Genomic DNA, 24,966 nt, shown 5'->3' with positions numbered 1-24,966 from the left:
GCGGGTCACACGGCGGCGGGCTCCGCGTACTGCGACAGCGGCGCGGTCCCCGGGTGCGCCACGGTGAACCGCCCGAACTCCGCGTCCCGCCCGGGGTGGCCCGCACCCGGCGCGGCGTCGGCGTCCCCGAGCGGCCGGCCCGCGGGCAGGGTGCTCCGGTGCTCGACGGCCCGGAAGGCGGCCAGCGGCACCGGGGACAGGCCGATCCGGCGCAGGGCGTCGGCCACCGGGTGCCCGCCGAGCACCAGCTCGGCGCCGCCGGGGCCGGGGTGGGCCTGCCACCGGGCGAGCACCGGGGTCGTCGTCTCCAGCAGCCGCCCGCCGCACACCGACCACAGCCGACGGGCCCGGGTGCCGCGCAGCGCCGGGCCGCCGGCGCGCACGGTGTGGACGAGCACCTCCGTGCCGTCCTCGCCGAGCCGCACGCGCTGGCTGCCGGGCGCGTCGAGGAAGTCCATGTCGGCCAGCCACTTGGGCAGGCCCCACGCGTCGCGGCCGAGGTCGCGGGCCTCGCGGGAGGTCACCGGCAGCTGCAGCACGAAGCCGCCGGTCGCCGGCCGGCCACCCCGGCGGGCACCCGGGCCGGCGAGCACACCGGCCGTCACGCCGACCTCGCCGTAGGGCGCCAGCCGGTGCGTGCCGCCATCGGTGCCGGTCCAGGTCACCGTGCGGTGGCGGAGGGCGTGCACCGCCACCACCGTGCGGCCCCCCGGACCGGGCAGCGGCCGCAGCAGCGGACGGCCCCGGTCGCGGGGCAGCAGCGCGGCCACCGCCGCGGCGGAGGCCAGGTGGTAGGAGCAGGCGACCGCCGTGTCGTGGTAGGCCAGCGGCAGCCGCACGGGCTCGGTCATCGCTCCCCCTCCGGGTCGGCGTCCAGTCCAGCGGCCCGGCGCCGGCGGCGGCAGGGTCCGAGGTCCCGGCGGCTTCCGCTGGGTGGGAGACTGCGCGCATGGCCGGTGGCGCGACGGAGCGGGGACGATCGGTGACCTCCCGCGCGCTCGCCGTCCTCGACGCCTTCGACGCGAGCGCCCCCCGGCTGACCCTCACCGAGATCGCCGAGCGGTCGGGCACCCCGCTCACCACCGCCCACCGCCTGCTGGCCGAGCTCACCGAGTGGGGGGCGCTGGCCCGCCGCGCCGACGGGCGCTACGAGATCGGCCGCCGGCTCTGGGACCTGGGGCTGCTGGCACCCGTCTCGCTGGAGCTGCGCCAGGTGGCCGCCCCGTTCCTGCTCGACGTGCACACCGCCACGCGCGACACCGTGCACCTCGCCGTCCGCGACGGGCTCTCGGCGCTCTACGTCGAGCGCATCTCCGGCCGCGAGTCGGTGCCGGTGGTCAGCCAGGTGGGCAGCCGGCTGCCGCTGCACGCCACCGGCGTCGGCAAGGTGCTGCTGGCCGCGGCGCCCGACGACGTCGTCGCCGAGGCCCTGGCCGCGCCGGCCCGCGCCACCCGGCACACCGTCGTCGAGCCCGCCCGGCTGCGCCGCGAGCTCACCGAGGTGCGCCGCCGTGGCTGGGCGCGCACCGCGGAGGAGATGTCGCTGGGCACGCTGTCGGTCGCGGTCCCGGTGCGGGTGGAGCGGGGAGGGGGCACCGTCGTCGCCGCGGCGCTGGGCATCGTCGTCCCCAGCCACCGGCGCGACCTCCCGCGCCTGGTGCCGGTGCTCGAGGTCGCCGCCCGCGGCATCGGGCGGGCGCTGGCCCGGGCGGCCCACTTCCGCTGACCGGGAGGCCGTGGTGTCCCCGGGCGCGTAGCCGGGGTCACACTCGGCCGCATGCGCACCCAGGTGGGGATCATCGGCGCCGGCCCGGCCGGCCTGCTGCTGTCACGGCTGCTGGCCCTGCAGGGGATCGACTCGGTGGTGGTGGAGAACCGCTCGCGGGACTACGTCGAGGCGCGCATCCGCGCCGGCATCCTCGAGCAGGGCACCGTCGACGTCCTCACCGAGGCCGGCATGGGCGACCGGCTGCACCGCGAGGGCCTGGAGCACCGCGGCGTGTACCTGCAGTACCCCGGTGTGCGCCACCAGCTCGACTTCCCCGAGCTGTGCGGCCGCCGGGTCTGGGTCTACGGCCAGACCGAGGTGGTCAAGGACCTCGTCGCCGCCCAGCTCGCCGGCGGCCCGCCGCTGCACTTCGACGTCTCCGACGTCGCGATCGAGGACGTCGACACCGACGGCCCGCGGATCCGCTTCACCGACGCGGAGGGCACCCCGCAGGTGCTCGAGTGCGACGTCGTCGCCGGCACCGACGGCTTCCACGGCCCGTCGCGCGCCGTCGTCGCCGAGGGCACCCGCCAGCAGCTGTGGGAGCGCACCTATCCCTACGCGTGGCTGGGCATCCTCGCCGAGGCCGCGCCGGCCACCGACGAGCTGATCTACGCCTGGCACCCCGAGGGCTTCGCGCTGTACTCGATGCGCTCACCGAGCGTGTCGCGGCTGTACCTGCAGGTCGACCCGGCGGAGAAGATCGAGGACTGGTCCGACGACCGCATCTGGGCGGGCCTGGCCACCCGGTTCGCGCACGAGGGCTGGGAGATCAGCACGGGGCCGGTGATCGAGAAGTCGGTCCTGCCGATGCGGTCGTTCGTCAGCGCCCCGATGCGCCGCGGCCGGCTCTTCCTCGCCGGCGACGCCGCGCACATCGTGCCGCCCACCGGCGCCAAGGGGCTCAACCTCGCCGTCGCCGACGTCGTCCTGCTCTCCCGGGCGCTGGTGCGGCTGCTGCAGGACAAGGAGACCGACCTCGTCGACGCCTACTCCGACACGGCGCTGCAGCGGGTCTGGCGGGCCACCCACTTCTCCTGGTGGATGACCTCGATGCTGCACACCACCGGCGACCCCTTCGACGCCGAGCTGCAGCTGTCGCAGCTGCGCCGGGTGTGCACCTCGGAGGCCGCCGCCCGCGAGCTGGCGGAGAACTACACCGGCCTGCCCTTCAGCTGAGCAGCGCCGCCACCCGGTCGGCGGTGCCGGGGGCCAGCGGCAGGTGCGGCAGCACACCGGCGACCTCCGCGGGCTCCAACCCCTGCCCGAGCAGGGCGGCCACCAGCGCCCGGGCGTCGGCCGGCGGCACCGGGGAGGGCAGGTCGGCCTCCCGGACGGCGGCCAGCGCGAGGAACAGCGCGCCGGCCAGCCCCTCGTCCGGCTCGGGCTCCGCGAGCGCCGGCGCGGCCGCGGCACGGGTGGCGGCCTCGGCGGCGCGGACCAGCGACAGGGGCAGCCCCTCGGACTCGACCTCCAGCAGCGGCGTGCCACCCAGCGCCGCGAGCACCAGGTGCTCGGCCTCCAGGCGCAGCGGCCCCTCCCACTCCCCGGCCCGGACGACGTCGGCCGGCTCGGCGTCGTCGGGGTCCTCGCCCAGGTCGTCGAGCAGCTCGGCCCACTGCCCCGGCCGGGTGCGGCGGGCGCGCTCGGCGGCCAGCAGGCAGGTCTCGTGCACGAACGGCTCGACGACCTCGCGGTCGAACCGGTCGGCGAAGACGGTGCCGTCGGCGTCGACGGCGTTGAGCGCGTCCTGGAAGCTGCCGGGGCGGGCGTCGCCGAGCTCGATGCGACCGTCCTCCTCGCCCGACAGCGCCTGACCGGTCGCGGCGCGGTCGCCGATCGTGGAGCCGGTGGCCACCAGCCGGCCGCGCCGCCGCAGGTGGTGCGGCCGGTCGGACAGTCCCACGCTCCAGGCGCAGGCCTCGGCGATCAGCGCCGCCCGCCGCTCGCGGAGGACCTCTCGCCCCAGCAGGCCGAACCAGTCGGCCTCGAACCCCGCGCCGCCGAACCCCGCGCCTCCGAACCCCGTGCCTCCGAACACGGCCACCGTTGTACCCGGCGCGCACCGCCGCGTCCGCAGGACCGGGGTCGCTCAGCGCGCCCGACGGCCGCGCACGAGGTCCTCGACCGTGGCGCGGGTCCCCCGCTGCCGCAGGGAGGTCAGCGTCTGCGTGAAGGCGGCGGCCACCCGCGGGTCCTCGGCCAGGTCGCCGAAGACGTCGCGCTCCCGGAGGAACGCCAGCGGGTCGGCGTCCCGGGCCCGCGCCAGCAGCGCGTCGCGCCGGGGGTCGGAGAGCTCGACCGGGCGCCCGGTGTCGTCGGTCCCCTCGGCGGTACGCGCCCACCCGGCCAGGACGGCGACCGACCGGCGGATCTCGCGTCCCGCCGCCAGGTCGGCGCGCAGCACCGGCAGCAGGAACTGCGGGATGCGGTCGGAGGCGTTCTCGCACAGCCGGGCCAGGGTGTCGCGGATCGCGGGGTTGGCGAAGCGGCCCACGAGGTCGGCGCGGTAGCGGCGCAGGTCGATGCCGGGCACCGGCGGCAGGGTCGGCGTCGCCTCCTCGTCGAGGTAGCCGAGGAGGAACTCGCGGAACAGCGGGTCCTGGCTGGCCTCGTGCACGTACGTGTGGCCGGCCAGCCGGCCGAGGTGGCCCAGCACCTGGTGGCCGGCGTTGAGCAGCCGCAGCTTCATCAGCTCGTAGGGCGCGACGTCGCCGACGAGCTGCACGCCGACGTCCTCCAGCGGCGGCCGGCCGCCGGGGAACGCGTCCTCGAGGACCCACTGCGTGTACGGCTCGCAGACCACCGGCCAGGCGTCCTCGACGCCGAAGCGGCGGGCCAGGTCGGCGCGGTCGTCGTCGGTGGTGACGGGGGTGATCCGGTCGACCATGGAGTCGGGGAAGGGCACCTCGGCCGCCACCCACTCCCCCAGCCCCGGGTCGCGCAGCGCGGCGAAGGCGCCGAACGCGGCCCTCGCGAGGTGCCCGTTGCCGGGGATGTTGTCGCAGGAGACGACGGCGAAGGGCGCCAGCCCCCGCTCGCGCCGGCGGACGAGGGCCTCGGTGACCAGGCCGAACGTCGTCCGCGGCGCCGCGCCCGGCTGCAGGTCGGCGACGACGTCGGGCGCGGCGGTGTCGAAGGCGCCGGTGTCGGGCGAGGTGTTGTAGCCGCCCTCGGTCACGGTGAGCGAGACGACGCGGGTGCCCGGCGCGGCCATCTTCTCGACCACCGCGTCGGGGTCGTCGGGCGCGAGCAGGTACTCGACGACCGAGCCGACGACGCGGGCGTCGAGGAAGCCGTCGGGGTGCTTGACGACGAGGGTGTACAGGCAGTCCTGCGCCGCCATGACCTCGGCCATCCGGCGGTCGGAGGGCAGCACGCCGACGCCGCAGATGCCCCAGTCCTGCGCCTGCCCCGACTCCAGCAGCCGGTCCACGTACACCGCCTCGTGCGACCGGTGGAACCCCCCGACGCCGAGGTGCACGATGCCGACGCCCACCGCCGCCCGGTCGTAGCGCGGCGTCCACACCGACGGGCTCAGCGTGGGCAGCGTCGTCGCGTCGAGCCGGGGCATCGGCGGGCCTCCTCGGGTGCGGTCCCCGCCCTACCCGTCCCGGCCGCGGTCACCCGCGGGAGCGTCGGCCCGCGGGGGCACCGGCACCCGCTGCAGGTCGGCCGCGACGACGAGGTCGCCGCCGAACTCCGCCCGCGCCTCGTCCTCGAAGGCCCGCGCGTCGGGGTGGCGCTGCGAGAAGTGGGTGAGCACCAGGGTCCGCACCCCCGCCTCCGCGGCCACCCGGGCGGCCTGCCGCGCGGTGAGGTGGCCGTAGCGCTCGGCGAGCGCCCGGTCCCCGTGCAGGAACGTCGACTCCACGACCAGCAGGTCGGCGCCGTCGGCCAGCGCGGGGACGCCGTCGCACATGCGGGTGTCCATGACGAAGGCGAACCGCTGGCCGCGCCGCGGCGCGCTGACGTCGGCGAGCCGCACCGTCCGCTCCCCCGACCGCAGCGCGCCCTCCCGCTGCAGCCGGCCGACGTCCGGCCCGGAGACCCCGGCGGCGGCGAGCCGGCCGGGCAGCATCCGCACGCCGTCGGGCTCGGTCAGCCGGTAGCCGAAGGACTCGACCGGGTGGCTGAGCCGGCGCGCCTCGAGCAGGCCGGCCGGGTCCTCGGCGAGCGGACCGTCGGTCGACACCGGCTCCTCCCGGACGTCGGCGAGGTCGGCGAACGGCGTGGCGTGCCGCAGCCGGTCGAAGAACACCTGCCCCGACGCCGGGTAGTGCGCCACCACCGGGTGCGCGACGCCGTCCAGCGACATCCGCTGCACCACGCCGGGCAGGCCCAGGCAGTGGTCGCCGTGGAAGTGGCTGAGGAGCACCCGGTGCACGGCGCTGCTCGGCACCCCGGCCAGCAGCATCTGCCGCTGCGTGCCCTCGCCGGGGTCGAACAGGAAGCCCCGGCCGTCCCACCGCAGCAGGTAGCCGTTGTGGTTGCGGGTGCGGGTGGGCGCCTGGCTGGCCGTGCCGAGCACGACCAGCTCGCGCGCCCCCACGCCCCGACGCTACGGGGTCCTCAGCCGAACAGGTCGGACAGGAAGGACTCCTTGCGCTTCTTGCCGTGCGAGCCGTACGACCCGTGCGACGACGAGTGCGACGAGCCGCGCACCGCGCCGAGCACCTCGTTGACGACGGCGCCGAGCCCCGCGCCGCCGGCGGCCGGGTACTGGGCACCGTGCTGCTGCGGTGCGCCGTACTGCTGCTGGGCGCCGTACTGCTGGGGCGGCTGCTGCGCGTGCTGGCCTCCGGGGTGCTGGCCTCCGGGGTGCGCGGCCGCGGGGGCGCCGTGCCAGGAGTTCTCGGCGTCGACGAGCCGCTCGAGCTCCCCGCGGTCGAGGAAGATCCCCCGGCACTCGCTGCACTGGTCGACGTGGACACCGTTGCGCTCGTAGGTGCGCATGGCGCCCTGGCACTTGGGACAGACGAGATCCATGCCGCACGGTACGACGCTCCGGAGTCCCCCGGAGACGCCGACCTCGTGCCAGGGTGCCCGGCCGTGAGCACAGAGCCGACGACCACAGAGCGCACGGTGACCCTCCGGTTCGGCACGGCCGCCCGGGCGAGCGCCACCCACACCAACCTCTCGGCCGTCCGCAGCGACGGGCCGGTGCTCTGGGTCGCCGGCGACGAGACCGCGACGATCGAGCGGCTCGTCGCCGACGACCCCGACCGGCCCACCTGCTACGGCGACCAGACCAGCTTCTCCCTCCCCGACCTCGTGCCCCTGCCCGGCGGCACCGGCCCGGGGGTCGAGGAGGAGGCCGACATCGAGGGCCTCGCCCGCACCGGCGACGCGCTGTGGGCGGTCGGGTCGCACAGCCTGCGGCGGCGCCGCATCCGCGAGGAGCACGACGGCGACCGCGCGCTGCGCCGCCTGGCGAGGGTGACCGGCCAACCACGCCGGCAGGTGCTGGTGCGCCTCCCGGTGGCCGACGTCGACGGGCTGCCCACCCTGGTCAAGGACGACGGCACGCGCAGCGCCGCCGTCTTCGGCGCCCGCGGCAAGGACCTGCGCGACCTGCTCGCCGACGACGAGCACCTCGGGCCGTTCCTGCCCATCCCCGGCAAGGACAACGGCCTCGACGTCGAGGGCATCGCCGTGTCCGGGGAGCGGGTGTACCTCGGCCTGCGGGGGCCGGTGCTGCGCGGCTGGGCGGTGGTGCTGGAGCTGCGGCCCGAGGTCGACCGGCGCGATCCCGCGCGGCTGCGCCTGCGGCGGTTCCCCGACGGCCGCCGCTACCGCAAGCACGTGCTGCGGCTGGCCGGTCTCGGCGTGCGGGACCTGTGCCCGCAGGGCGAGGACCTGCTGGTGCTCGCCGGGCCGACGATGGACCTCGACGGGCCGGTGTACGTCTACCGGTGGCACGGCGCCTGCGCGGCGGAGGAGCCGACCGTCGTCCGCGGTGACCTGCTCACCCGTGAGCTGTCCCTGCCCTTCGGCGACGGCGACGACCACGCCGAGGGCATCGGCCTGCTCGGCCCGGCGGAGGACGGCCGGCTGCTGGTCGTCTACGACAGCCCGGCACCCGGGCGGCTCACCGACGACGGCGGCGTGCTCGCCGACGTCGTCCGGCTGCCCTGAGCCCGCCTGCCCGGACCGGCGGGGCTCAGCGCACCTCGACCGGCCGGGCGGCGGACGTCCCGGCGGCCGCCAGGCCGAGGCCGAGGGCCAGCAGGAGCAGCAGCGGCACCGTCCAGCCGCCGGTGGCCTCCGACAGCGCGCCGACGGCGACCGGACCGAGGGCGCCGACGCCGTAGCCGACCAGCTGGCTCATGCCCGAGAGCCGGGCGGCGGCCGCCCCGTCGGCGGCGCGCAGGACCACGAGGGTGACCGCGAAGGCGATCCCCGCCCCCTGCGCCAGCCCGCCCACCGCCGCCCACGCCGGCCACGCGCCGGGGGCCACGAGCAGCCCGGCGACCGGCACGGCCCACAGCGCGGCGACCCCGAGCGCCAGCCCGGCCTGCCCGCAGCGGCGGGCGAGCACGGCGGGCACCAGCAGGCTCCCGGCGATGCCGAGCACCTGGTACACCGACGCGGCCACCGAGCCGGTGGCCGCGTCGGTGCCGGCGCGGTCGGCCAGCAGCGTGGGCAGCCACGCGGTGAGCGAGAAGTAGAGCGTGGAGTGCAGCGCCTGCACCGCGGTCACGGCCCAGGCGACCGGGGACCGCCACAGCGAGCCGTCGGAGACGGCGGCCGCCGGGGCCGGGCCGGTGGTGACGGCGCCCCGGGCGGCGGCGGCCCACACGCCCGCGGCGACGAGGGCCAGCACCCCCTCCGCGGCCAGCGCGCCCCGCCAGCCGAGCACGGCCGCCAGCGGGGCGGTGAACGCGGCCCCGGCGGCGGCCCCGGCCACGAGCGCGGCGGTGTAGAGGCCGGTCACGGTGCCCGCCCGGGGCCCGAACCCCTTCACGACGGCCGGCAGCAGCACGTTGCCCACCGTCATCGCGGCGCCGGCGAGGAACGTGCCGGCCAGCAGCACCGGGGAGCCGTCGAGGACCCGCAGCCCCTGGGCGAGCGCGAGCAGCACCAGCGACCCGAGGACGGCGGCCCCGGGGCCGGCCCGGCGGCCGAGGGCGGCGCAGGCCGGCGCGAGCACCGCGAAGCAGAGCACCGGCAGCGTGGTCAGCAGCCCGGCGGCGGCCGCGGACAGGCCGAGGTCGGCCCGGACCTCCGCCAGCACGGGGCCGACCGCGGCGATCGCGGCGCGGAGGTTGAGCGCGGTCAGCAGGACGGCCGCCAGCAGCAGCCGGCCGCCGGGCGGGGCGGCCGGCACGGGGCCATCCTGCTCCGCCGCGTGCCGTGCCGCCGGACCCCGGGGGGCCGGTGGTGATCGTGAAACACCGCGGGTTACTGTCCCAGCCGTCCGTGGCCCGGGTCACACCGTCGTGCCGGGCCGGAACGCTGGAGGTCACGTGCCCCACTCCGTCCCCCGTCGGCTGCGCAGGTCACTGCTCGCCGTCCTCACCGGCGCCGCGCTCACCGCGGGCGCCCTCGCCACGGCCGCCCCGGCCGCTGCCCATCCCGGGTCCGGCGGCGGTCCGCGCGACCGCGCGCCACTCGTCGTCCAGACCGCCGAGGGTGCCGTGCAGGGCTCGAGGCCCGGCGACTACCGCCTGTTCCAAGGCATCCCGTTCGCCGCGCCGCCCGTGGGCGACCTGAGGTTCCGGCCACCGGCACCGGTGCAGCCGTGGCAGGGCGTCCGCTCCGCGACGGCGCCCGGCAGTCCCTGCCCGCAGGTGGCGTCGGCCACCAACCCCACCTCGTCGGTGGACGAGGACTGCCTCTACCTCAACGTCACCACGCCGTCCGGCCTGGACACCCGCCGCACGGACCTCCCGGTCATGGTGTGGATCCACGGCGGCTCGTGGCGGACCGGCAGCGGCGACCGCTACGACGCCGGCAAGCTGGCCCTCGAGGGTGACGTCGTCGTCGTGACGATCAACTACCGGCTCGGCCCGTTCGGCTTCCTCGCCGAGGACGACCTGTCCGCCGACCTCGGCGCGGTCGGGTCCGGCAGCGCCGGCCTGCTCGACCAGCAGGCCGCCCTGCGCTGGGTGGAGCGCAACGTGGCCGCGTTCGGCGGCGACCCCCGCAACGTGACGATCTTCGGCGAGTCGGCCGGCGGGTCCTCGGTGTGCGCCCAGCTCGCCTCGCCCACCGCCCGGGGCCTGTTCGACAAGGCCATCGCGCAGAGCTACAGCTGCACCGCCGACTACGCCACGCTCGACGAGGCAGAGGTCGTCGGCGAGCGCGTGGCCGCCCAGGTCGGGTGCACCGCCCGGGGCGCCGCCCAGGTCGCCTGCCTGCAGGACGCGGACGTCGCGACCCTGCTGGCGAGGTGGCCGGCCGTAGGCGGCTCGTTCGTCGTCGGCGGCTCGTCCCTGCCCGTCCAGCCCGCCGACGCGATCGCCTCGGGCGCCGCCGCGGGGGTGCCGGTGGTGCACGGCAACCTCAGCGACGAGAACACCCTGTTCACGCCGATCACGCCGCTGCGCTCCACGGGCGCGACCCCCTCGCCGACCCTGACCGTGGAGCAGTACGAGGCCGAGATCGCGGCCCGGTACGGCGACCGCGCCGACGAGGTGCTGGCGCTCTACCCGGCCGACGCCTACCCGTCCCCGCTGCGGGCCCTCGCCGAGATCAACAGCGACGCGGGCAGCGCGCTGTCCACCTGCTCGCACGTGGACGCCTACGAGACGCTCGCCGAGCGACGCCGGGCCGACCGGGTCTACGCCTACCAGTTCCGGGACGAGACGGCTCCCAAGCTGCTCGACTTCCCCTACCCGGGCTACCCCGAGGACGCCGAGCACGCCAGCGAGCTGCCGTACCTGTTCCCGGACCTGTTCGGCGCCCCGCTGACCGCCGAGCAGCAGGAGCTGGCGACGACGATGGTCCGGTACTGGACGAACTTCGCCGCCACCGGCAACCCGAACGGGCGCGGGGTGCCGGCCTGGCACCGCTACTCCGACCCGTCCGACGTCCAGGGCCTCGACGTCGCCTCCGACGGCGGCGTCGGGCCGGTCGACGTCGCCGCGGACGCCGACTGCGCGTTCTGGGCGACCTCCGCGGCCGCCTGAGCAGTCCCCCGGGCCCCGGGCGGCGGTGCCACCGTGCCGCCGTCCGGGGCCCGGCCACGCCCGCCCGCCCCGCCGACGAGCCGCATCTACTGATCGGTAACAGATGTGGGATCGTCGGGGAACACGTCGAGACGGCGTCACAGCGCCGTCAGGAGAGAGGTCCCATGCGGTTGCAGCTTTCCCCGGAGATGGAGGCCTTCCGGGATGAGATGCGCACCTTCTTCACCACCCAGGTGCCGCAGGAGATCCGCGACACGATCGCGGCCCACCGGCACCTGACCCGCGACCAGTACGTACAGGCCCAGCGGGTGCTCAACGACGCCGGGCTGGCCGTGCCGCACTGGCCGGTCGAGTGGGGCGGCAAGGACTGGACGCCGCTGCAGCGCCACATCTGGCGCGAGGAGATGCAGCTGGCCAACGTGCCCGAGCCGCTGGCCTTCAACGCCAGCATGATCGGCCCGGTCATCGCGTCCTTCGGCAACCAGGAGCAGAAGGAGCGCTTCCTGCCGAAGACGGCGAGCCTGGAGATCTGGTGGTGCCAGGGCTTCTCCGAGCCCGACGCCGGCTCCGACCTCGCCTCCCTGCGCACCACCGCCGTCCGCGACGGCGACGACTGGGTGGTCAACGGCCAGAAGACGTGGACCACCCTCGGCCAGTACGCCGACTGGATCTTCTGCCTGGTCCGCACCGACCCGACCGCCGAGAAGAAGCAGCGCGGCATCTCCATGCTGGTCTTCCCGATGGACACCCCGGGCGTCACGCTGCGGCCGATCCAGCTGATCGACGGCGGCCACGAGGTCAACGAGGTCTTCTTCGAGGACGTCCGCGTCCCCGCCGAGAACCTCATCGGCGAGGAGAACCGCGGCTGGGACTACGCCAAGTTCCTCCTCGGCAACGAGCGCGTGGGCATCGCCCGCGTCGGCGCCACCAAGAAGCTGATCTCGCAGGCCAAGACGCACGCCCGCGAGGTCGTCGTCGACGGTCGCCCGCTGTCGGAGGACCCCCGCCTGACCGCGCGGATCGCCGAGCTGGAGAACGAGCTGCTGGCACTGGAGCTGACCGCGCTGCGCGTGGTGGCCAACTCCGCCGACGGCAAGCCGCACCCGGCCTCGTCGGTGCTCAAGCTGCGCGGCTCGGAGCTGCAGCAGGCCGCCACCGAGCTGCTGGTCGACATCGCCGGCCCGCTGTCGGTCGCGTCCTTCGCCGACGGCGGCTCGCAGGTGCCCCAGTGGGCCCGGGTGGCCACGCCGGAGTACCTGAACTACCGCAAGGTCTCCATCTACGGGGGCAGCAACGAGGTCCAACGGACCATCATCGCCGGCACGATCCTGGGGCTGTGAGCTAGCAGTGGACTTCACCTACGACAGCGAGCAGAACGACCTGCGCGAGGCCGTCGCCGGCCTCCTGGGCCGCGCCTACTCCGACAGCGAGCAGCGCCGCCGCGTCACCGCCACCGACCCCGGCTTCGACGAGAAGACCTGGGCCCGGCTGGCCGAGATGGGCGTGCTCGGCCTGCCCTTCGCCGAGGAGGACGGCGGCATGGGCGCCGGCCCGATCGAGGTGGCCGTCGTCGCCGAGGAGGTGGGCCGGGTGCTGGCGCCCGAGCCCTTCGTCGAGGCCGTCGTCCTCGCCGGCGGCCTGGTCTCCGCGGTGGGCACCGCCGCGCAGCGGGCGGCGGTCCTCGGGCCGCTGGCCGAGGGCGGCAGCGTGCTCGCCCTCGCGCACGCCGAGCCCGCCGCCCGGTGGAGCACGTCGGCGGCCGGCGTCACCGCCACGCAGGACGGCGGCACCTGGCGGCTGAGCGGCGTCAAGGAGCCGGTGCCGAACGGCGCCCGCGCCGACGTCCTCGTGGTCAGCGCGGTCACCGACGGCGGCACGGCGCTGTTCCTCGTCCAGGGCGACGCCGAGGGCCTGACCCGCACCGGCTACCGCACCCACGACGGCGGCCGCGCGGCCAACGTCACCCTCGACGGCACCCCGGCCGAGCTGCTCGGCGAGGGCACCGCCGACCGCAGTGCCGACGTCGAGCGGGCGCAGGCCCTGGCCCGGATCGCCTACAGCGCCGAGGCCGTCGGGGCGATGGACACCGCGCTGAAGACCACCGCGGAGTACCTGAAGACCCGCAAGCAGTTCGGCGTCACGCTCAACCGGTTCCAGGCGCTGACCTTCCGCGCGGCGGACATGTACGTGTCCCTGGAGCTGGCCCGCAGCACCGCGCTGTGGGCCAGCATGGTGGCCGACACCGGTGGCGACGTCGTCACGGCCGCCGTCCGCGCCCGGCTGCAGACCAGCCGCGCCGGCCGGCACGTCGGCAAGGAGGCCATCCAGCTGCACGGTGGCATCGGCGTCACCGCGGAGTACTCGGTCGGGCACTACACCAGCCGGCTGACCGCGATCGACCACCTGCTCGGCGACGGCGACTGGGCCGCCGACCGGCTCGCGGCGACGGTCGACAGCTACCCGACGGTCGACCCGCTGGGTGCGCCCTACACGGGGTGAGGACCTCCCTGCCCCCCCACCGCTCGCGAGCTCGCGGCGGGACCCTGCAGGCAGGCCAGGCGACACGTGTCAGCGGCCGGCGTCCCCTCGCGGGGGCGCCGGCCGCTGCCGTGTCTAGTCGCCCACGACGGCGCGGCGCAGGTCGTCGGCCGCCTCGCGGACCTGGTCGACGACCGCGGCCACGGCCTCCTCGCCCAGCAGCCCGCGGCTGAGGCGCGCCACCGGCTCCGGCGTGTGCGCCGGGTCGGTGACCCGGGCCCCGACCTCGAAGGCGACCCGCAGCAGCGCGCCGTCGGCGGAGGTGGGGTCGTCGACGGCGGCCAGTGGCGCCACCATGGCCGGCGGGAAGCCCCACTGGCCCAGCGCGACGGCGGACAACCGCAGCGCCGAGATGCCGTAGCGGCGCACCTCGGCGGCCCGCCGGGTGCGGAACGGGCGGTGCGCGGCGGCCAGCTCCCGGTAGCCGCCCTGGTCGTCGGCGTGCAGCAGCGCCACCCCGACCTGCGCCAGCAGCCCGAGGCACAGGGCGTCCTGGGACCGGGCGCCGAAGCGCGGGGCGAGGGTCGAGGCGGCCAGCGCGACGGCGGTGGTGCTCTCCCAGAACCCCTCGGGCAGCTGTGACTCGTCGTCGAGGCAGGTGAGGGCGACCGTGGCCATGGTCCGCACGGCGGTGAAGCCGATGACGGTGACGGCGAACTGCAGCGTCGTCGCCCGCCCGCTCATGCCGAAGTACGCCGAGTTGGCCAGCTTCATGACGCGGCCGGCGAGCGCGACGTCGGCGGCGAGCACCCCGGCGAGGGTGCGGGCGCTGGCGTCCTCGGCGTTGGCCACCGCCACCACCTGCGCGGCGACCGGGCGCTGCGCGGCGAGGGTGTCGATCCCCGCCAGGAGCCGGTCGAGGTCGACCGCCGGCGGCGCCCCGAGGGACAGCGCGGTCACCGGGCACCGGCCCAGGCGGCGGTGGCGGCGCCGTCCATCGGCACCGCCAGCGAGAAGCCCTGCAGGTAGGTGGCGCCCAGCTCGGTGAGCGCGGCGGCCAGGGCGGGGGTGGCCACGCCCTCGGCCACGGTGGACAGCCCGAGGCTGCGGGCGAGCGCGATGACGGCGGTGGCGATCTGCGGGTGGCCCTCGGCGAGCTCGGCGACGAACGAGCGGTCCACCTTCAGGCAGTCGACCGGGAGGTGCCGCAGGTAGGCCAGCGAGGAGTAGCCGGTGCCGAAGTCGTCGATCGCCACGGCGACGCCGAGGTCACGCAGCTCCTGCAGCACGCTCCGGGCGGCCGCGGGGTCCGTCATGAGGGCGGACTCGGTGATCTCGACGGACAGCCGGGCCGGGGCGAGGCCGTGCCGCTGCAGGGCGGCGACCACCTCGGCGCGCAGGCCGCCGCCGAGCTGCAGGGCCGAGACGTTGACGTTGACCCGGGGCGGCGCGGCCGCCCCGAGCACGCGGTCCCACTCGACGACCTGACGGCAGGCCTCGTCGAGGACGAGCAGGCCGAGCGGCCCGATCAGCCCGCTCTCCTCGGCGAGCGGCACGAACACCTCCGGGCTGATGCGCCCGCGCTGCGGGTGGGTCCACCGGGCGAGGGCCTCGACCGCCTCCAGCGACCCGTCCGCCGCCGACACGATCGGCTGGTAGTGCAGGGTGATCGCCCGCCGCTCGATCGCGTCGCGCAGGTCGGCGACCAGCCGCAGCTTGTCCCGGGCCTCCGCGCGACCGGAGCGGTCGAGCACGCGCACCCGTCCCTTGCCGCAGGCCTTGGCCTGGTACATGGCGATGTCGCAGTCGCGTACCAGGTCGGCGGCGTCGGCGTGCTCGGGCGCCTGCACGGTGACGCCCACGCTGGCGTGCGGCCGGAACCGCACCCCGGCCAGGTGCACCGGCACCGCGAGCGCGGCGACGATCCGCTCGGCCAGCGCCGCGGCGTCGGCCTCGTCGACGTCCTCGCAGACGACGACGAACTCGTCCCCGCCGAACCGGGTGACGAGGTCCCCGGGCCGCACCGTCGCGCGCAGCCGGCCGGCCACCTCCACCAGGAGCTCGTCGCCGGCCTCGTGGCCGAGCGAGTCGTTGACGACCTTGAAGTCGTCGAGGTCGAGGAACAGGCAGGCCAGCCGCCCACCGGCGGAGAAGCGGGTGGTGAGGTGGGAGTCGAGCAGGGTGCGGTTGGGCAGCCCGGTCAGCGGGTCGTGCGAGGCCTGGAAGGCCAGCCGCGCCTCGAAGGCGAGCCGCTCGGTGACGTCCTCGACCGTGCCGAGGAAGCCGGACCCCACGCCGGGGGTGAAGACGTGCCCGAAACGCAGGACGGTGGCCCGCTCGGTGCCGTCGGCGCGCACCAGGCGGGCCCGGACCTCGCCGTCCTCCCCCTCGAGCGCGGCGGCCACGACCTCGACCACGGCGCCCAGGTCGTCCACGTGCACGGTGCGCGTCCAGCCGGTGCCCAGCAGGTCCGCGGCCGGCCGCCCGGCCAGCCGGCAGAAGGCGTCGTTCACGTGCGCCAGCCGCATGCCCTGCTCCGACAGCAGCGTCGGGATCGGCGAGCGCTCGGTGAGCGTGGCGAAGCGCCGCTCGGCGGCGTCGGCGGTCGCCCGGGACACCCGGTCGGGCGCACCGGCCCCGGGCACGACCGTCAGCGTCCAGGCGGTCCCGGACGGCGCGGGGGTCGACCGCACGACGGCGTCGACCAGCCCGCCGGCCGTCCGGACCGGCAGGGCCAGGCGGGAGGGGCGCCCGCGGCGCAGCAGCACGGCCAGCTCACCGGCGGCCAGGCTGGGGACCAGCGCGGCCACCGGCAGGCCGCGGACGTCCCCGCCGGCGGAGCCGAACAGCCGGACGGCGCCCTCGTTGGCCCAGGTCACCCGGGGTGTGTCCCCGATCGTCTCGGCCACGAGCAGTGCGGGTCCCTCGTCCCCGGCCGCCACCGAGAACACCGCCGCCAGCACCTCGGGCGACACGCTCGCGGCGTGGGCCGTCGCGGTGGGGCTGGCGGGCACGGGCATCCTCCTGCGTCGTTCGGCACGGCGTCGCTCGGCGCCCCGGACGGGGACACCTGGGCAACCTCGGCACGCCGCCGGGCGGAGTGGAGCCGGTGGCGCCCACCGCTCACCCGCCCGGGTGGGGTCGCGGGCCTGCGATCCGCGTCACGATCGGGTCCCGGGGTGCGGGGGATGCCGGGTGCGCCTGTCACGATGCAGCACCGGGGAAGTGCCGTCCGTGTCCCCTGCTGCACCACCCAGGCCCCGCCGGCAACGTCGCCGGCCCGAGCTGTCGTTGGAGTGCGCGTGCTCATCGGTGTGCCCGCAGAGACCCGGCGGAACGAGACGCGGGTCGCCGCGACCCCCGCGAGCGTCGGCCAGCTGTGCGCCCTCGGCCACGAGGTCCTCGTCCAGTCCGGAGCCGGGGAGGCGGCCAGCTTCCCCGACGAGGCCTACGTCGCCGCCGGCGCGCGGATGGGGTCGGCGGCCGACGCCTGGGGCGCCGACGTCGTGCTGCACGTCAACGCACCGACGGCCGACGAGGTCGGCTGCCTGCGCCCCGGGGCGGTCCTGGTGAGCCTGCTGGCCCCGGCGCTCTCGCCGGACCTGGTGCAGGTCCTGGCCGCCCGCGGCGTCACGGCGCTGGCCATGGACGCCGTCCCCCGCATCTCCCGGGCGCAGTCGCTGGACGTGCTGTCGTCGATGGCCAACATCGCCGGCTACCGCGCGGTGATCGAGGCCGCGCACGCCTTCGGCCGGTTCTTCACCGGCCAGGTCACCGCGGCCGGCAAGGTGCCGCCGGCCAAGGTCTTCGTCGCCGGCGCCGGTGTGGCGGGGCTGGCCGCCATCGGTGCGGCCAGCAGCCTCGGGGCGATCGTGCGCGCCACCGACGTGCGGCCCGAGGTCGCCGAGCAGGTGCGCTCGCTGGGCGGGGAGTACGTCGGCGTCCCGGCCGACGAGGAGGAGCAGGCCGCCGGTGGCGGCACCGGTTACGCCTCGGTGACCAGCGAGAGCTTCAACGCCCGCGCCGCGGTCATGTACGCCGAGCAGGCCCGCGACGTCGACGTGGTGATCACCACCGCGCTCGTCCCCGGCCGCCCGGCGCCGCGGCTGCTCACCGAGGAGATGGTGGCGAGCATGCGGCCGGGCTCGGTGGTCGTGGACATGGCCGCCGCGCAGGGCGGCAACGTCGCGGGCTCCGTGCCCGACGAGGTGGTCGTGACCCCGAACGGCGTCACGATCATCGGCTACACCGACCTGCCCGCCCGGCTGCCGGCGCAGGCCAGCCAGCTGTTCGCCACCAACCTGGTGAACCTGCTCAAGCTGCTGACCCCCGGCAAGGACGGGCAGCTGGTCCTCGACACGGACGACGTCGTCCAGCGGGCGATGACCGTCACCCGGGACGGCGAGGTGCTCTGGCCCCGCCGCCGGTGGCCGTCTCGGCCGCGCCGGGAGCCGCCGCTCCCCGCCGGCTCCGCTGCCCCGCCGGTCGCGAGGCAGGCGCCGCCCGGACGGCGGGTCGCGCTGGTGGGCCTCGCCGCCGCGCTGCTGTTCCTGCTGGCCGCGTTCTCGCCGGGCCAGCTCATCGGCAACCTGACGGTCTTCGCGCTCGCCGTCGTCGTCGGCTTCTACGTGATCGGGCACGTGCACCACGCGCTGCACACCCCGCTGATGAGCGTCACCAACGCGATCTCCGGGATCATCGTGGTCGGCGCCCTGCTGCAGCTCGGGCACGTCAGCACGGTGGTCACGGTGCTGGCCTTCCTCGCCGTGCTGCTGGCCAGCATCAACGTGTTCGGCGGCTTCGCCGTGACCCGCCGCATGCTCGGCATGTTCCGGAGGGCCTGAGCGATGACCGCCACCACCGCCGCGTCCGCGGCCTACATCGTCGCCGGCCTGCTGTTCGTGCTGAGCCTCGCCGGCCTGTCGAAGCACGAGACGGCCAAGACCGGCAACGCCTACGGCATGGCGGGCATGGCCGTCGCGCTCGTCGCCACCATCGGGCTGGCCTGGCGCGACGGCGACGCGCTGTCGGTCGGGCTGATCGTCGTCGCGATGGTGCTCGGTGCCGCGATCGGCCTGTGGCGGGCGCGCATCGTCGAGATGACCGGCATGCCCGAGCTCATCGCGCTGCTGCACAGCTTCGTCGGCCTGGCCGCCGTCCTCGTCGGCTGGAACGGCTACCTGTCGGTGGAGGGCGCCCCCGCGGGCGAGGCCGAGGAGCTCGGGCTGCCGGTCGGCATCCACTCCGCCGAGGTGGCGATCGGCGTCTTCATCGGCGCGGTCACCGTCACCGGCTCGATCGTCGCGTTCCTCAAGCTGTCGGGGCGGATCAGGAGCAACCCCCTGGTGCTGCCGGGGAAGAACGCGCTCAACGTCGGCGCGCTGGTGGCCTTCGCGGCGCTGACCGTCGTCTTCGTCGTCTCGCCGGGCCTGGGCGTGCTGGCCGGGCTGACGGTGCTGGCGCTGGCGCTGGGCTGGCACCTGGTCGCCTCCATCGGCGGCGGCGACATGCCGGTCGTCGTCTCGATGCTCAACAGCTACTCCGGCTGGGCGGCCGCGGCCTCGGGCTTCCTGCTCGACAACGACCTGCTGATCATCACCGGCGCGCTGGTCGGGTCCTCGGGTGCCTACCTCAGCTACATCATGTGCCAGGCGATGAACCGCTCCTTCCTCTCGGTGATCGCCGGCGGCTTCGGCAACGAGGGCAGCACCGCGTCCTCCGGCGACGTCGACGGCGAGCACACCGAGATCACCGCCGAGGAGGTCGCGCAGCTGCTGCGCGAGGCCGACAGCGTCGTCATCACCCCCGGCTACGGGATGGCGGTGGCGCACGCGCAGTCCGCCGTCGCCGACCTCACCCGCACGCTCACCGACAAGGGCGTCGAGGTCCGCTTCGGCATCCACCCGGTGGCCGGCCGGCTGCCCGGGCACATGAACGTGCTGCTGGCCGAGGCGAAGGTGCCCTACGACGTGGTCCTGGAGATGGACGAGATCAACGACGACTTCGCCACGACGTCCGTCGTGCTCGTCATCGGCGCCAACGACACGGTGAACCCCTCCGCCGCCGAGGACCCCGCCAGCCCGATCGCCGGCATGCCGGTGCTGCACGTGTGGGAGGCCGAGCACGTCGTCGTGTTCAAGCGGTCGATGAGCACCGGCTACGCCGGCGTGCAGAACCCGCTGTTCTTCCGGGAGAACACCCGGATGCTGTTCGGCGACGCGCGCGAGCGGGTCGAGGACATCCTGAGGGCACTGTGAGGAGCGCACCGTGAACCCGAGCTCCGCACTGGTGAGTCCCGCCTGGCTGATCGGCGGGCTGCGCAACGTGCCGGGCTACCTGGCCACCGCGCAGGGCGGGCTGACCTTCGTCAGCGACACCCCGGTGTTCGACGTCCCCCTGTCGCAGGTCACCGACGTCTCGTGGCCGTGGTGGTGGTTCGGCGGCGGGCTGAAGCTTACCGCGGCCGGGCAGCGGTGGAAGGTGACCTTCGTCCGGCCCAACGGGATGCCCGCACCGCACCCGTCGATGCTCGCCACCGGCGTCGGCGTCTTCGGGCTGCTCAGCGGCACCTGGCAGGACATGGACGCCCTGCGCGGTCTCGCCGACGTCCGCAGCGGGCGGGCTGCCGGGAAGCGGTGGCGCGAGGTGCTGCCGGGCTGAGCCGTCCGGGTGCCTGCGGTTGCGGTGCGGACGGCGGGGGCGCGACGGTTGCGGGCGTGGACCCCTTCCGCCTCGGCATGCCCCGCATCCCCGGCTTCACCGAGCTGCTGACCGCCCTGCAGGCGCAGACCGAGGCGCTGGCCCAGCTGCCCCGCACCCTCACCGAGCTCAACTCCGCCGTGCGGGAGCTGATCAGCGCGACGTCGACCGCGACGTCGGCCATCTCGTCGGCGCAGCGCACCGCCGAGCGGCTGGAGAGCCTGGTCGGCGAGCTGGAGGAGCCGGTGCGGGCGCTCAAGCCCGGGCTCGAGCGGGTCGGCCGGGTGCTCGACGACCCCGCGGTGGAGAAGGTGCCCGACATCATCCGCACCATCGACGACGACCTCATGCCGATGATCGCGACGATCCGTCAGGCGCAGTCGCGAGTCGCCGGGGTCACCGGCCTGCTGCGCCGCCGCGGCCGCCCCGAGGACGGGGACGACTCCCTCTGACCGGGACCCCGGCCGGCCAGGGCGCCGGGCGCCCGAGCGCGGCGGGCAGGCGGGTGCCGCCGTCGCCGCGGGCCGCGGCCACCTGCGGTCGGGTGAGGAACAGCGCGGCGGAGAGGTCGGCGCCGCGCAGGTCGGCCGCGCGCAGGTCTGCGCCGAGCAGGTCGGTGGCGGTGAGGTCGGCGCCGCGCAGGTCCGCGCCGATCAGGTAGGCGCCGCGCAGGCTGACCCCGCGCAGGTCGGCCCGGCGCAGGTCCGCGCCCACCAGGTCGGCGCCGCGCCGGTCCCGGCCGCGGCCGCGCCGGCCCGCGCGGGCGGTCTCGCTGACCCGGCCGAGCAGCTCGCCGGCGTCGGCGCGGACCGCGGCGGCGTCGACGGCGGCCAGCTCCTCCGGCGCCCCGGCGGCCAGCCGCTCGGTGCGGTCGAGCGCCGCGGCGACCTCGCCGCGCAGCGCGGCGGGCAGCGGCAGGGCGGTGGCCTCCGTGAGGTACCAGAGCAGCTCGTGCAGCTGCCGCAGGACGGGGAAGGCGGCGGCCACGCCGGGGTCGGCGGCCGGCCGCTCGACCGCCGCGACCGCGACCAGCCGCTGGCCGGCGCCGAAGCAGTCGAAGACCGTGCACCCGGGGAACCCGCGCTGCCGCAGGTCGGCGTGGATGCCGCAGCGGGCGTCCCCGGTGAGGTGGACGCAGGCCCGCCCGGCCGGCTTGTCGATCGCGAAGTCGGCCGACGCGGCGAAGGCGGGCAGCACGCAGCACAGCCCGGCGCAGGACGAGCAGTCGGCGGTCAGGTCCCGGCGCCGGCCGGCGAGCACGGGAGAGGTCACCGATCGAGGGTATGCGGGGTCCGTGGACGTCCTGAGCAGCCGGATCCTGCTGCGGCCCACCGACGCGGACCGCTCCCACGCCTTCTACCGCGACGTCCTCGGGCTGGCCGTCCACCGGGAGTTCGGGCCGCCGGAGCACCGCGGCCTGGTGTTCTTCCTCGGCAACGGCCTGCTCGAGGTCTCCGGCCACGCCGCCGAGCGCCCGCGCGGCCTGGCGCTGTGGGTGCAGGTGCGCGACCTGGCCGCGGAGGTCGCCCGGCTGGCCGCGGCCGGCGTCCCCGTCGTCGCGGAGCCGCGGCTGCAGCCGTGGGGGCTCCACGAGGCGACCGTCGAGGACCCCGACGGCGTCTCGCTGGTGCTCGTCGAGGTCCCCGCGGGCCATCCGCTGCGCACCGACGTCCGTCCCCTGTGACCGCGGGGGCCGTCCCCTGCTCCGGGTCGCTGGCCGCACCGATGAGTCACGGCGGCTCGCACCGTCTACGCAGGAGCGCGACTTCCCGGCACCCGTCTGCTGGGCGACCACCGACCTGCCGGGCGGGCCGCGCCGGCCCGACCACCCGCGAAGGAGCTCGTCATGCCCCTCCTCTCGACCACCACCGCGCCGGTGGGTGGACGGTGACCGCCTCCGCTCCGACCACCATCACGCCGGTCCTCGTCGCCGACCTGCTCGCCGAGGGCGAGCGGATGCCGGTCTACGTCCACGTCATCGACCACCCGGACGCACGCGTGCTGGTCGACACCGGCCTGACGGAGCTGCACCCGGCGGTGGCCGACATGGATCCCCGCCTCCGGCCACTGAGCGAGCAGGGCGTCGACCTCGCCGGCATCGACGTCGTCGTCAACACCCACCTGCACTTCGACCACTGCGGCGGCAACCACCTCTTCGCCGGCAGGCCGACCTACGTCCAGCGTCGCGAGCTCGAGGACGCGCGCAGCCAGGACGACTACACCGTCCGCGAGTGGGTCGAGGCGCCCGGCGTGCGGTACGTGCCGGTCGACGGCGAGCTCGAACTGCTCCCCGGGCTCCGGCTCGTCCCGGCGCCGGGCCACACACCCGGCACGCAGGTGGTCGTCGTCGAGACCGGGGGGCGCCCCGTCGTCGTCGCCGGCGACGTGGCGGTCTGGTCCGGCGAGCTGGACGAGCCCCACACCGAAGGCCAGCTCCTGGTGCGGGCCATGGACCCCGAGCTGGTCTGGCTCACGCACGGGCACGAGCCGTGGCGACGCCGCCGCGGCTGAGGCACTCCCCGGGTGTCCCCGAGCGGCCGCTCCGACGGCTGCCACACCCCGGAGCGCGGGAGGAGGGGCCGGGGTGCTCCCGGGTGACGAGCCGGACGCTCAGGCGTAGAGCTCGCAGCTCCCGTCCCCGGCGCCGTCGATGACCAGCACCCTGCCGTCGGCCAGGGTCAGGGCGACGTGGCCCGTGCGGGGCCGTGTGGGCGGTGTTCGGCGACGGCAGCCCGTGGACCCGGCCCGTGCCGAGGTCGACGGCGCGGAACTCCATGTCGTCGAGCAGCGCCTCGGGGGTGCACAGCACCAGCAGCCGGTCGCCGCTGCTCCAGGCACCGTCGACCCGGGACATGGAGGGCGGCATGATCGTCGTGGTCCGCTGCTCCGTGGCCGGGCTCCAGGTCTCCAGGACCGTGTCCTGCCCCGGCTCGTCCCCGCCGATGAGGGCGGCTCCGTCCGGCGTGGCGACGAGGAGCCCGTGCTGGTGGGACCGGTGGAGGGACCCGGTGGGGGTCCACTGGCCCGACCGGGGTCGTCGACGTCCGCGGTGAGGTGCGGCCTGCCCTGCGCGTCCCGCCCGCCCGCCACCAGGACCCGGCCGTCAGCGACGAGCGCGGCCGAGCGCAGGTCCCGGTTCGCGGCCATGGAGCCGGTCAGCGTGGAACCCGGCATGACGGACCTCCCGGGACCGACCGGTCCAGGATCCCGCGGTCGTGCGGTGGGTGCCACGTCGGCCGGGCGACGGCGGCTCGGACCGGCACGTCGATGCTCGGCCGCCCTCGTCACCGGAGCGTCACCGTCCGGCTCCCGCCCCGGGCAGCCGCCGTGCGCGATGCCGCGCCGACCGCGGGCCGGAGGACCGCGACGGCCGTCGCCACCGCCCGGACCGGCCTCAGTCGTTGCCCGACTCCATGGCGGCGCGGTCGAGCGCCTCGTCGTCGACCCCGGCGACGGCGCGGCCGGCGATCGCCTCGGCGCCGCCCTCGGTCATGCCGTCGATGAGCCCGGTGGCCGCCGCCTGCGCGGCACCGATCACCGCGGTCTCCCCTCCGCCGCCGACCATGCCCAGTGCGGCGTACTGCTCGAGCTTGGCGCGGGAGTCGGCGATGTCGAGGTTGCGCATGGTCAGCTGGCCGATCCGGTCCGTCGGGCCGAACGCGGGGTCGTCGGTGCGCTCCATCGACAGCTTGTCCGGGTGGTAGCTGAACGCCGGGCCGGTGGTGTCGAGCAGCGACCAGTCCTCCCCGCGGCGCAGCCGCAGGGTGACCTCGCCGGTGACCGCCATGCCGACCCACCGCTGCAGGGACTCCCGCAGCATGAGCGCCTGGGGGTCGAGCCACCGGCCCTCGTACATGAGCCGGCCCAGCCGCCGGCCCTCGGTGTGGTAGGTCGCGAGGGTGTCCTCGTTGTGGATGGCGTTGACCAGCCGCTCGTAGGCCGCGTGCAGCAGCGCCATGCCCGGCGCCTCGTAGATGCCGCGGCTCTTGGCCTCGATGACCCGGTTCTCGATCTGGTCGGACATGCCCAGGCCGTGCCGGCCACCGATCGCGTTCACCTCGAGCACCAGGTCGACGGCGGAGGCGTACTCCTTGCCGTTGACCGACACCGGGCGCCCGTTGGCGAAGCCGATGGTCACGTCCTCGGTCGCGATCTCGACGGCGGGGTCCCAGAACCGGACGCCCATGATCGGCTCGACGATCTCGATGCTCGCGTCGAGGTGCTCGAGGCGCTTGGCCTCGTGGGTGGCGCCCCAGATGTTGGCGTCCGTGGAGTAGGCCTTCTCCGCGCTGTCCCGGTAGGGCAGGCCGTGGGCGGTCAGCCACTCCGACATCTCCCGGCGCCCGCCGAGCTCCTCGACGAACTGCGCGTCCAGCCACGGCTTGTAGATCCGCAGCGACGGGTTGGCCAGCAGGCCGTACCGGTAGAAGCGCTCGATGTCGTTGCCCTTGAACGTCGAGCCGTCGCCCCAGATCTGGACGTCGTCCTCGAGCATCGCGCGCACCAGCAGGGTGCCGGTGACCGCGCGGCCCAGCGGCGTCGTGTTGAAGTAGCTGCGCCCGCCGGACCGGATGTGGAAGGCGCCGCAGGTCAGGGCCGCCAGGCCCTCCTCGACCAGCGCCTCCCGGCAGTCGACCAGGCGGGCGATCTCGGCGCCGTAGGCGGCGGCCCGGCCGGGCACCGAGTCGATGTCGGGCTCGTCGTACTGGCCGATGTCGGCCGTGTAGGTGCAGGGCACCGCACCCTTGTCGCGCATCCAGGCGACCGCCACGGAGGTGTCGAGACCGCCGGAGAAGGCGATCCCGACGCGTTCACCGACGGGCAGGGACGTGAGCACCTTGGACACGAGGAAGATTATGCACGACGACGCATGACCATTCACCGCCG

22 protein-coding genes are annotated in these 24,966 nt (G+C 75.9%); 12 read left to right on the top strand and 10 right to left on the bottom strand.

Translation table 11 applies throughout. The features are described 5' to 3' along the window. Positions 1–5 precede the first annotated feature (5 nt). Positions 6–851: an acetoacetate decarboxylase family protein gene (locus JD79_RS15145; protein WP_110006200.1), complete on the bottom strand. Its 846-nt coding sequence runs from the start codon at positions 849–851 to the stop codon at positions 6–8. A 131-nt stretch (positions 852–982) separates the two neighbouring features. Here JD79_RS15145 and JD79_RS15140 point away from each other — a divergent pair, with 131 nt between their 5' ends. Continuing rightward, positions 983–1,726, top strand: coding sequence for an IclR family transcriptional regulator (locus tag JD79_RS15140; RefSeq protein WP_245900124.1), 744 nt, complete (start codon positions 983–985; stop codon positions 1,724–1,726). Between the two features lie 51 nt (positions 1,727–1,777). Beyond that, positions 1,778–2,947: a 4-hydroxybenzoate 3-monooxygenase gene (locus JD79_RS15135; RefSeq protein WP_110006198.1), complete on the top strand. Its 1,170-nt coding sequence runs from the start codon at positions 1,778–1,780 to the stop codon at positions 2,945–2,947. On the opposite strand, the gene JD79_RS15130 is transcribed toward JD79_RS15135, so the two are convergent. From JD79_RS15130 to JD79_RS15115, 4 genes are read right to left on the bottom strand one after another with little or no spacing between them, the layout of a single operon-like run. Further along, the gene (locus JD79_RS15130; protein ID WP_245900123.1) at positions 2,940–3,809 is read right to left on the bottom strand and encodes a hypothetical protein; all 870 of its coding nucleotides are present in this window, start codon (positions 3,807–3,809) and stop codon (positions 2,940–2,942) included. The two genes, JD79_RS15135 and JD79_RS15130, sit on opposite strands and share 8 nt — an antisense overlap. 51 nt (positions 3,810–3,860) lie before the next feature. After that, a complete protein-coding gene (locus tag JD79_RS15125; protein WP_110006197.1) occupies positions 3,861–5,342 on the bottom strand; it encodes a mannitol dehydrogenase family protein in 1,482 nt (493 codons plus the stop codon). Between the two features lie 30 nt (positions 5,343–5,372). Then, complete coding sequence (locus JD79_RS15120) at positions 5,373–6,320, bottom strand: ribonuclease Z (protein ID WP_110006196.1); 948 nt, start codon at positions 6,318–6,320, stop codon at positions 5,373–5,375. Between the two features lie 20 nt (positions 6,321–6,340). Then, positions 6,341–6,757 (bottom strand): TFIIB-type zinc ribbon-containing protein, encoded by a 417-nt coding sequence (locus JD79_RS15115; RefSeq protein ID WP_110006195.1) that lies wholly within the window; start codon positions 6,755–6,757, stop codon positions 6,341–6,343. Between the two features lie 96 nt (positions 6,758–6,853). Between JD79_RS15115 and JD79_RS15110 the strand changes: the two genes are divergently transcribed. Beyond that, positions 6,854–7,906 (top strand): DUF3616 domain-containing protein, encoded by a 1,053-nt coding sequence (locus tag JD79_RS15110; RefSeq protein WP_245900122.1) that lies wholly within the window; start codon positions 6,854–6,856, stop codon positions 7,904–7,906. 25 nt (positions 7,907–7,931) lie between these two features. On the opposite strand, the gene JD79_RS15105 is transcribed toward JD79_RS15110, so the two are convergent. Continuing rightward, positions 7,932–9,098: an MFS transporter gene (locus JD79_RS15105; protein WP_110007744.1), complete on the bottom strand. Its 1,167-nt coding sequence runs from the start codon at positions 9,096–9,098 to the stop codon at positions 7,932–7,934. 139 nt (positions 9,099–9,237) lie between these two features. On the opposite strand from JD79_RS15105, the gene JD79_RS15100 reads away from it, so the two are divergent. The 3 genes from JD79_RS15100 to JD79_RS15090 all read left to right on the top strand — a co-directional run bounded on the left by JD79_RS15100 (position 9,238) and on the right by JD79_RS15090 (position 13,401). After that, complete coding sequence (locus tag JD79_RS15100; RefSeq protein WP_170149221.1) at positions 9,238–10,902, top strand: carboxylesterase/lipase family protein; 1,665 nt, start codon at positions 9,238–9,240, stop codon at positions 10,900–10,902. 164 nt (positions 10,903–11,066) lie between these two features. After that, complete coding sequence (locus tag JD79_RS15095; protein ID WP_110006192.1) at positions 11,067–12,242, top strand: acyl-CoA dehydrogenase family protein; 1,176 nt, start codon at positions 11,067–11,069, stop codon at positions 12,240–12,242. A gap of 7 nt (positions 12,243–12,249) precedes the next feature. After that, positions 12,250–13,401 carry an acyl-CoA dehydrogenase family protein gene (locus tag JD79_RS15090; protein WP_110006191.1) on the top strand — a complete coding sequence of 384 codons (1,152 nt, stop codon included), beginning with the start codon at positions 12,250–12,252 and terminating at the stop codon, positions 13,399–13,401. A 114-nt stretch (positions 13,402–13,515) separates the two neighbouring features. On the opposite strand, the gene JD79_RS15085 is transcribed toward JD79_RS15090, so the two are convergent. Both JD79_RS15085 and JD79_RS15080 read right to left on the bottom strand, forming a co-directional pair. Further along, positions 13,516–14,340 carry an HDOD domain-containing protein gene (locus JD79_RS15085; RefSeq protein WP_110006190.1) on the bottom strand — a complete coding sequence of 275 codons (825 nt, stop codon included), beginning with the start codon at positions 14,338–14,340 and terminating at the stop codon, positions 13,516–13,518. After that, positions 14,337–16,394 (bottom strand): putative bifunctional diguanylate cyclase/phosphodiesterase, encoded by a 2,058-nt coding sequence (locus JD79_RS15080; protein WP_245900121.1) that lies wholly within the window; start codon positions 16,392–16,394, stop codon positions 14,337–14,339. Before JD79_RS15080 ends, JD79_RS15085 begins: the two co-directional genes overlap by 4 nt. A gap of 288 nt (positions 16,395–16,682) precedes the next feature. Between JD79_RS15080 and JD79_RS15075 the strand changes: the two genes are divergently transcribed. From JD79_RS15075 to JD79_RS15060, 4 genes are read left to right on the top strand one after another with little or no spacing between them, the layout of a single operon-like run. Continuing rightward, the gene (locus tag JD79_RS15075) at positions 16,683–18,224 is read left to right on the top strand and encodes a Re/Si-specific NAD(P)(+) transhydrogenase subunit alpha (protein ID WP_170149220.1); all 1,542 of its coding nucleotides are present in this window, start codon (positions 16,683–16,685) and stop codon (positions 18,222–18,224) included. Between the two features lie 3 nt (positions 18,225–18,227). After that, entirely contained in the window at positions 18,228–19,637 is a 1,410-nt protein-coding gene (gene pntB / locus JD79_RS15070) for a Re/Si-specific NAD(P)(+) transhydrogenase subunit beta (RefSeq protein ID WP_110006188.1), read from the top strand. A 10-nt stretch (positions 19,638–19,647) separates the two neighbouring features. After that, positions 19,648–20,040, top strand: a complete 393-nt coding sequence (locus JD79_RS15065) for a hypothetical protein (protein WP_110006187.1) — start codon at positions 19,648–19,650, stop codon at positions 20,038–20,040. 56 nt (positions 20,041–20,096) lie between these two features. Next, positions 20,097–20,531, top strand: coding sequence for a hypothetical protein (locus JD79_RS15060; RefSeq protein WP_110006186.1), 435 nt, complete (start codon positions 20,097–20,099; stop codon positions 20,529–20,531). On the opposite strand, the gene JD79_RS15055 is transcribed toward JD79_RS15060, so the two are convergent. After that, on the bottom strand, positions 20,476–21,351 hold the full coding sequence (locus tag JD79_RS15055) for a pentapeptide repeat-containing protein (protein ID WP_245900120.1): 876 nt from the start codon (positions 21,349–21,351) through the stop codon (positions 20,476–20,478). The genes JD79_RS15060 and JD79_RS15055 overlap by 56 nt on opposite strands. 22 nt (positions 21,352–21,373) lie before the next feature. Between JD79_RS15055 and JD79_RS15050 the strand changes: the two genes are divergently transcribed. Both JD79_RS15050 and JD79_RS15045 read left to right on the top strand, forming a co-directional pair. Next, positions 21,374–21,763, top strand: a complete 390-nt coding sequence (locus JD79_RS15050; RefSeq protein ID WP_110006184.1) for a VOC family protein — start codon at positions 21,374–21,376, stop codon at positions 21,761–21,763. A 203-nt stretch (positions 21,764–21,966) separates the two neighbouring features. Further along, positions 21,967–22,590: an N-acyl homoserine lactonase family protein gene (locus JD79_RS15045; protein ID WP_245900119.1), complete on the top strand. Its 624-nt coding sequence runs from the start codon at positions 21,967–21,969 to the stop codon at positions 22,588–22,590. A gap of 883 nt (positions 22,591–23,473) precedes the next feature. Here the strand turns inward: JD79_RS15045 and argG are convergent. Then, positions 23,474–24,925: an argininosuccinate synthase gene (argG, locus tag JD79_RS15035; RefSeq protein ID WP_110006182.1), complete on the bottom strand. Its 1,452-nt coding sequence runs from the start codon at positions 24,923–24,925 to the stop codon at positions 23,474–23,476. Positions 24,926–24,966 lie beyond the last annotated feature (41 nt).

This window comes from Geodermatophilus normandii, from assembly GCF_003182485.1.
In the GTDB taxonomy this organism is placed as follows: Bacteria; Actinomycetota; Actinomycetes; order Mycobacteriales; family Geodermatophilaceae; genus Geodermatophilus; species Geodermatophilus normandii.
This window is presented reverse-complemented; position numbering and strand designations above follow the sequence as displayed.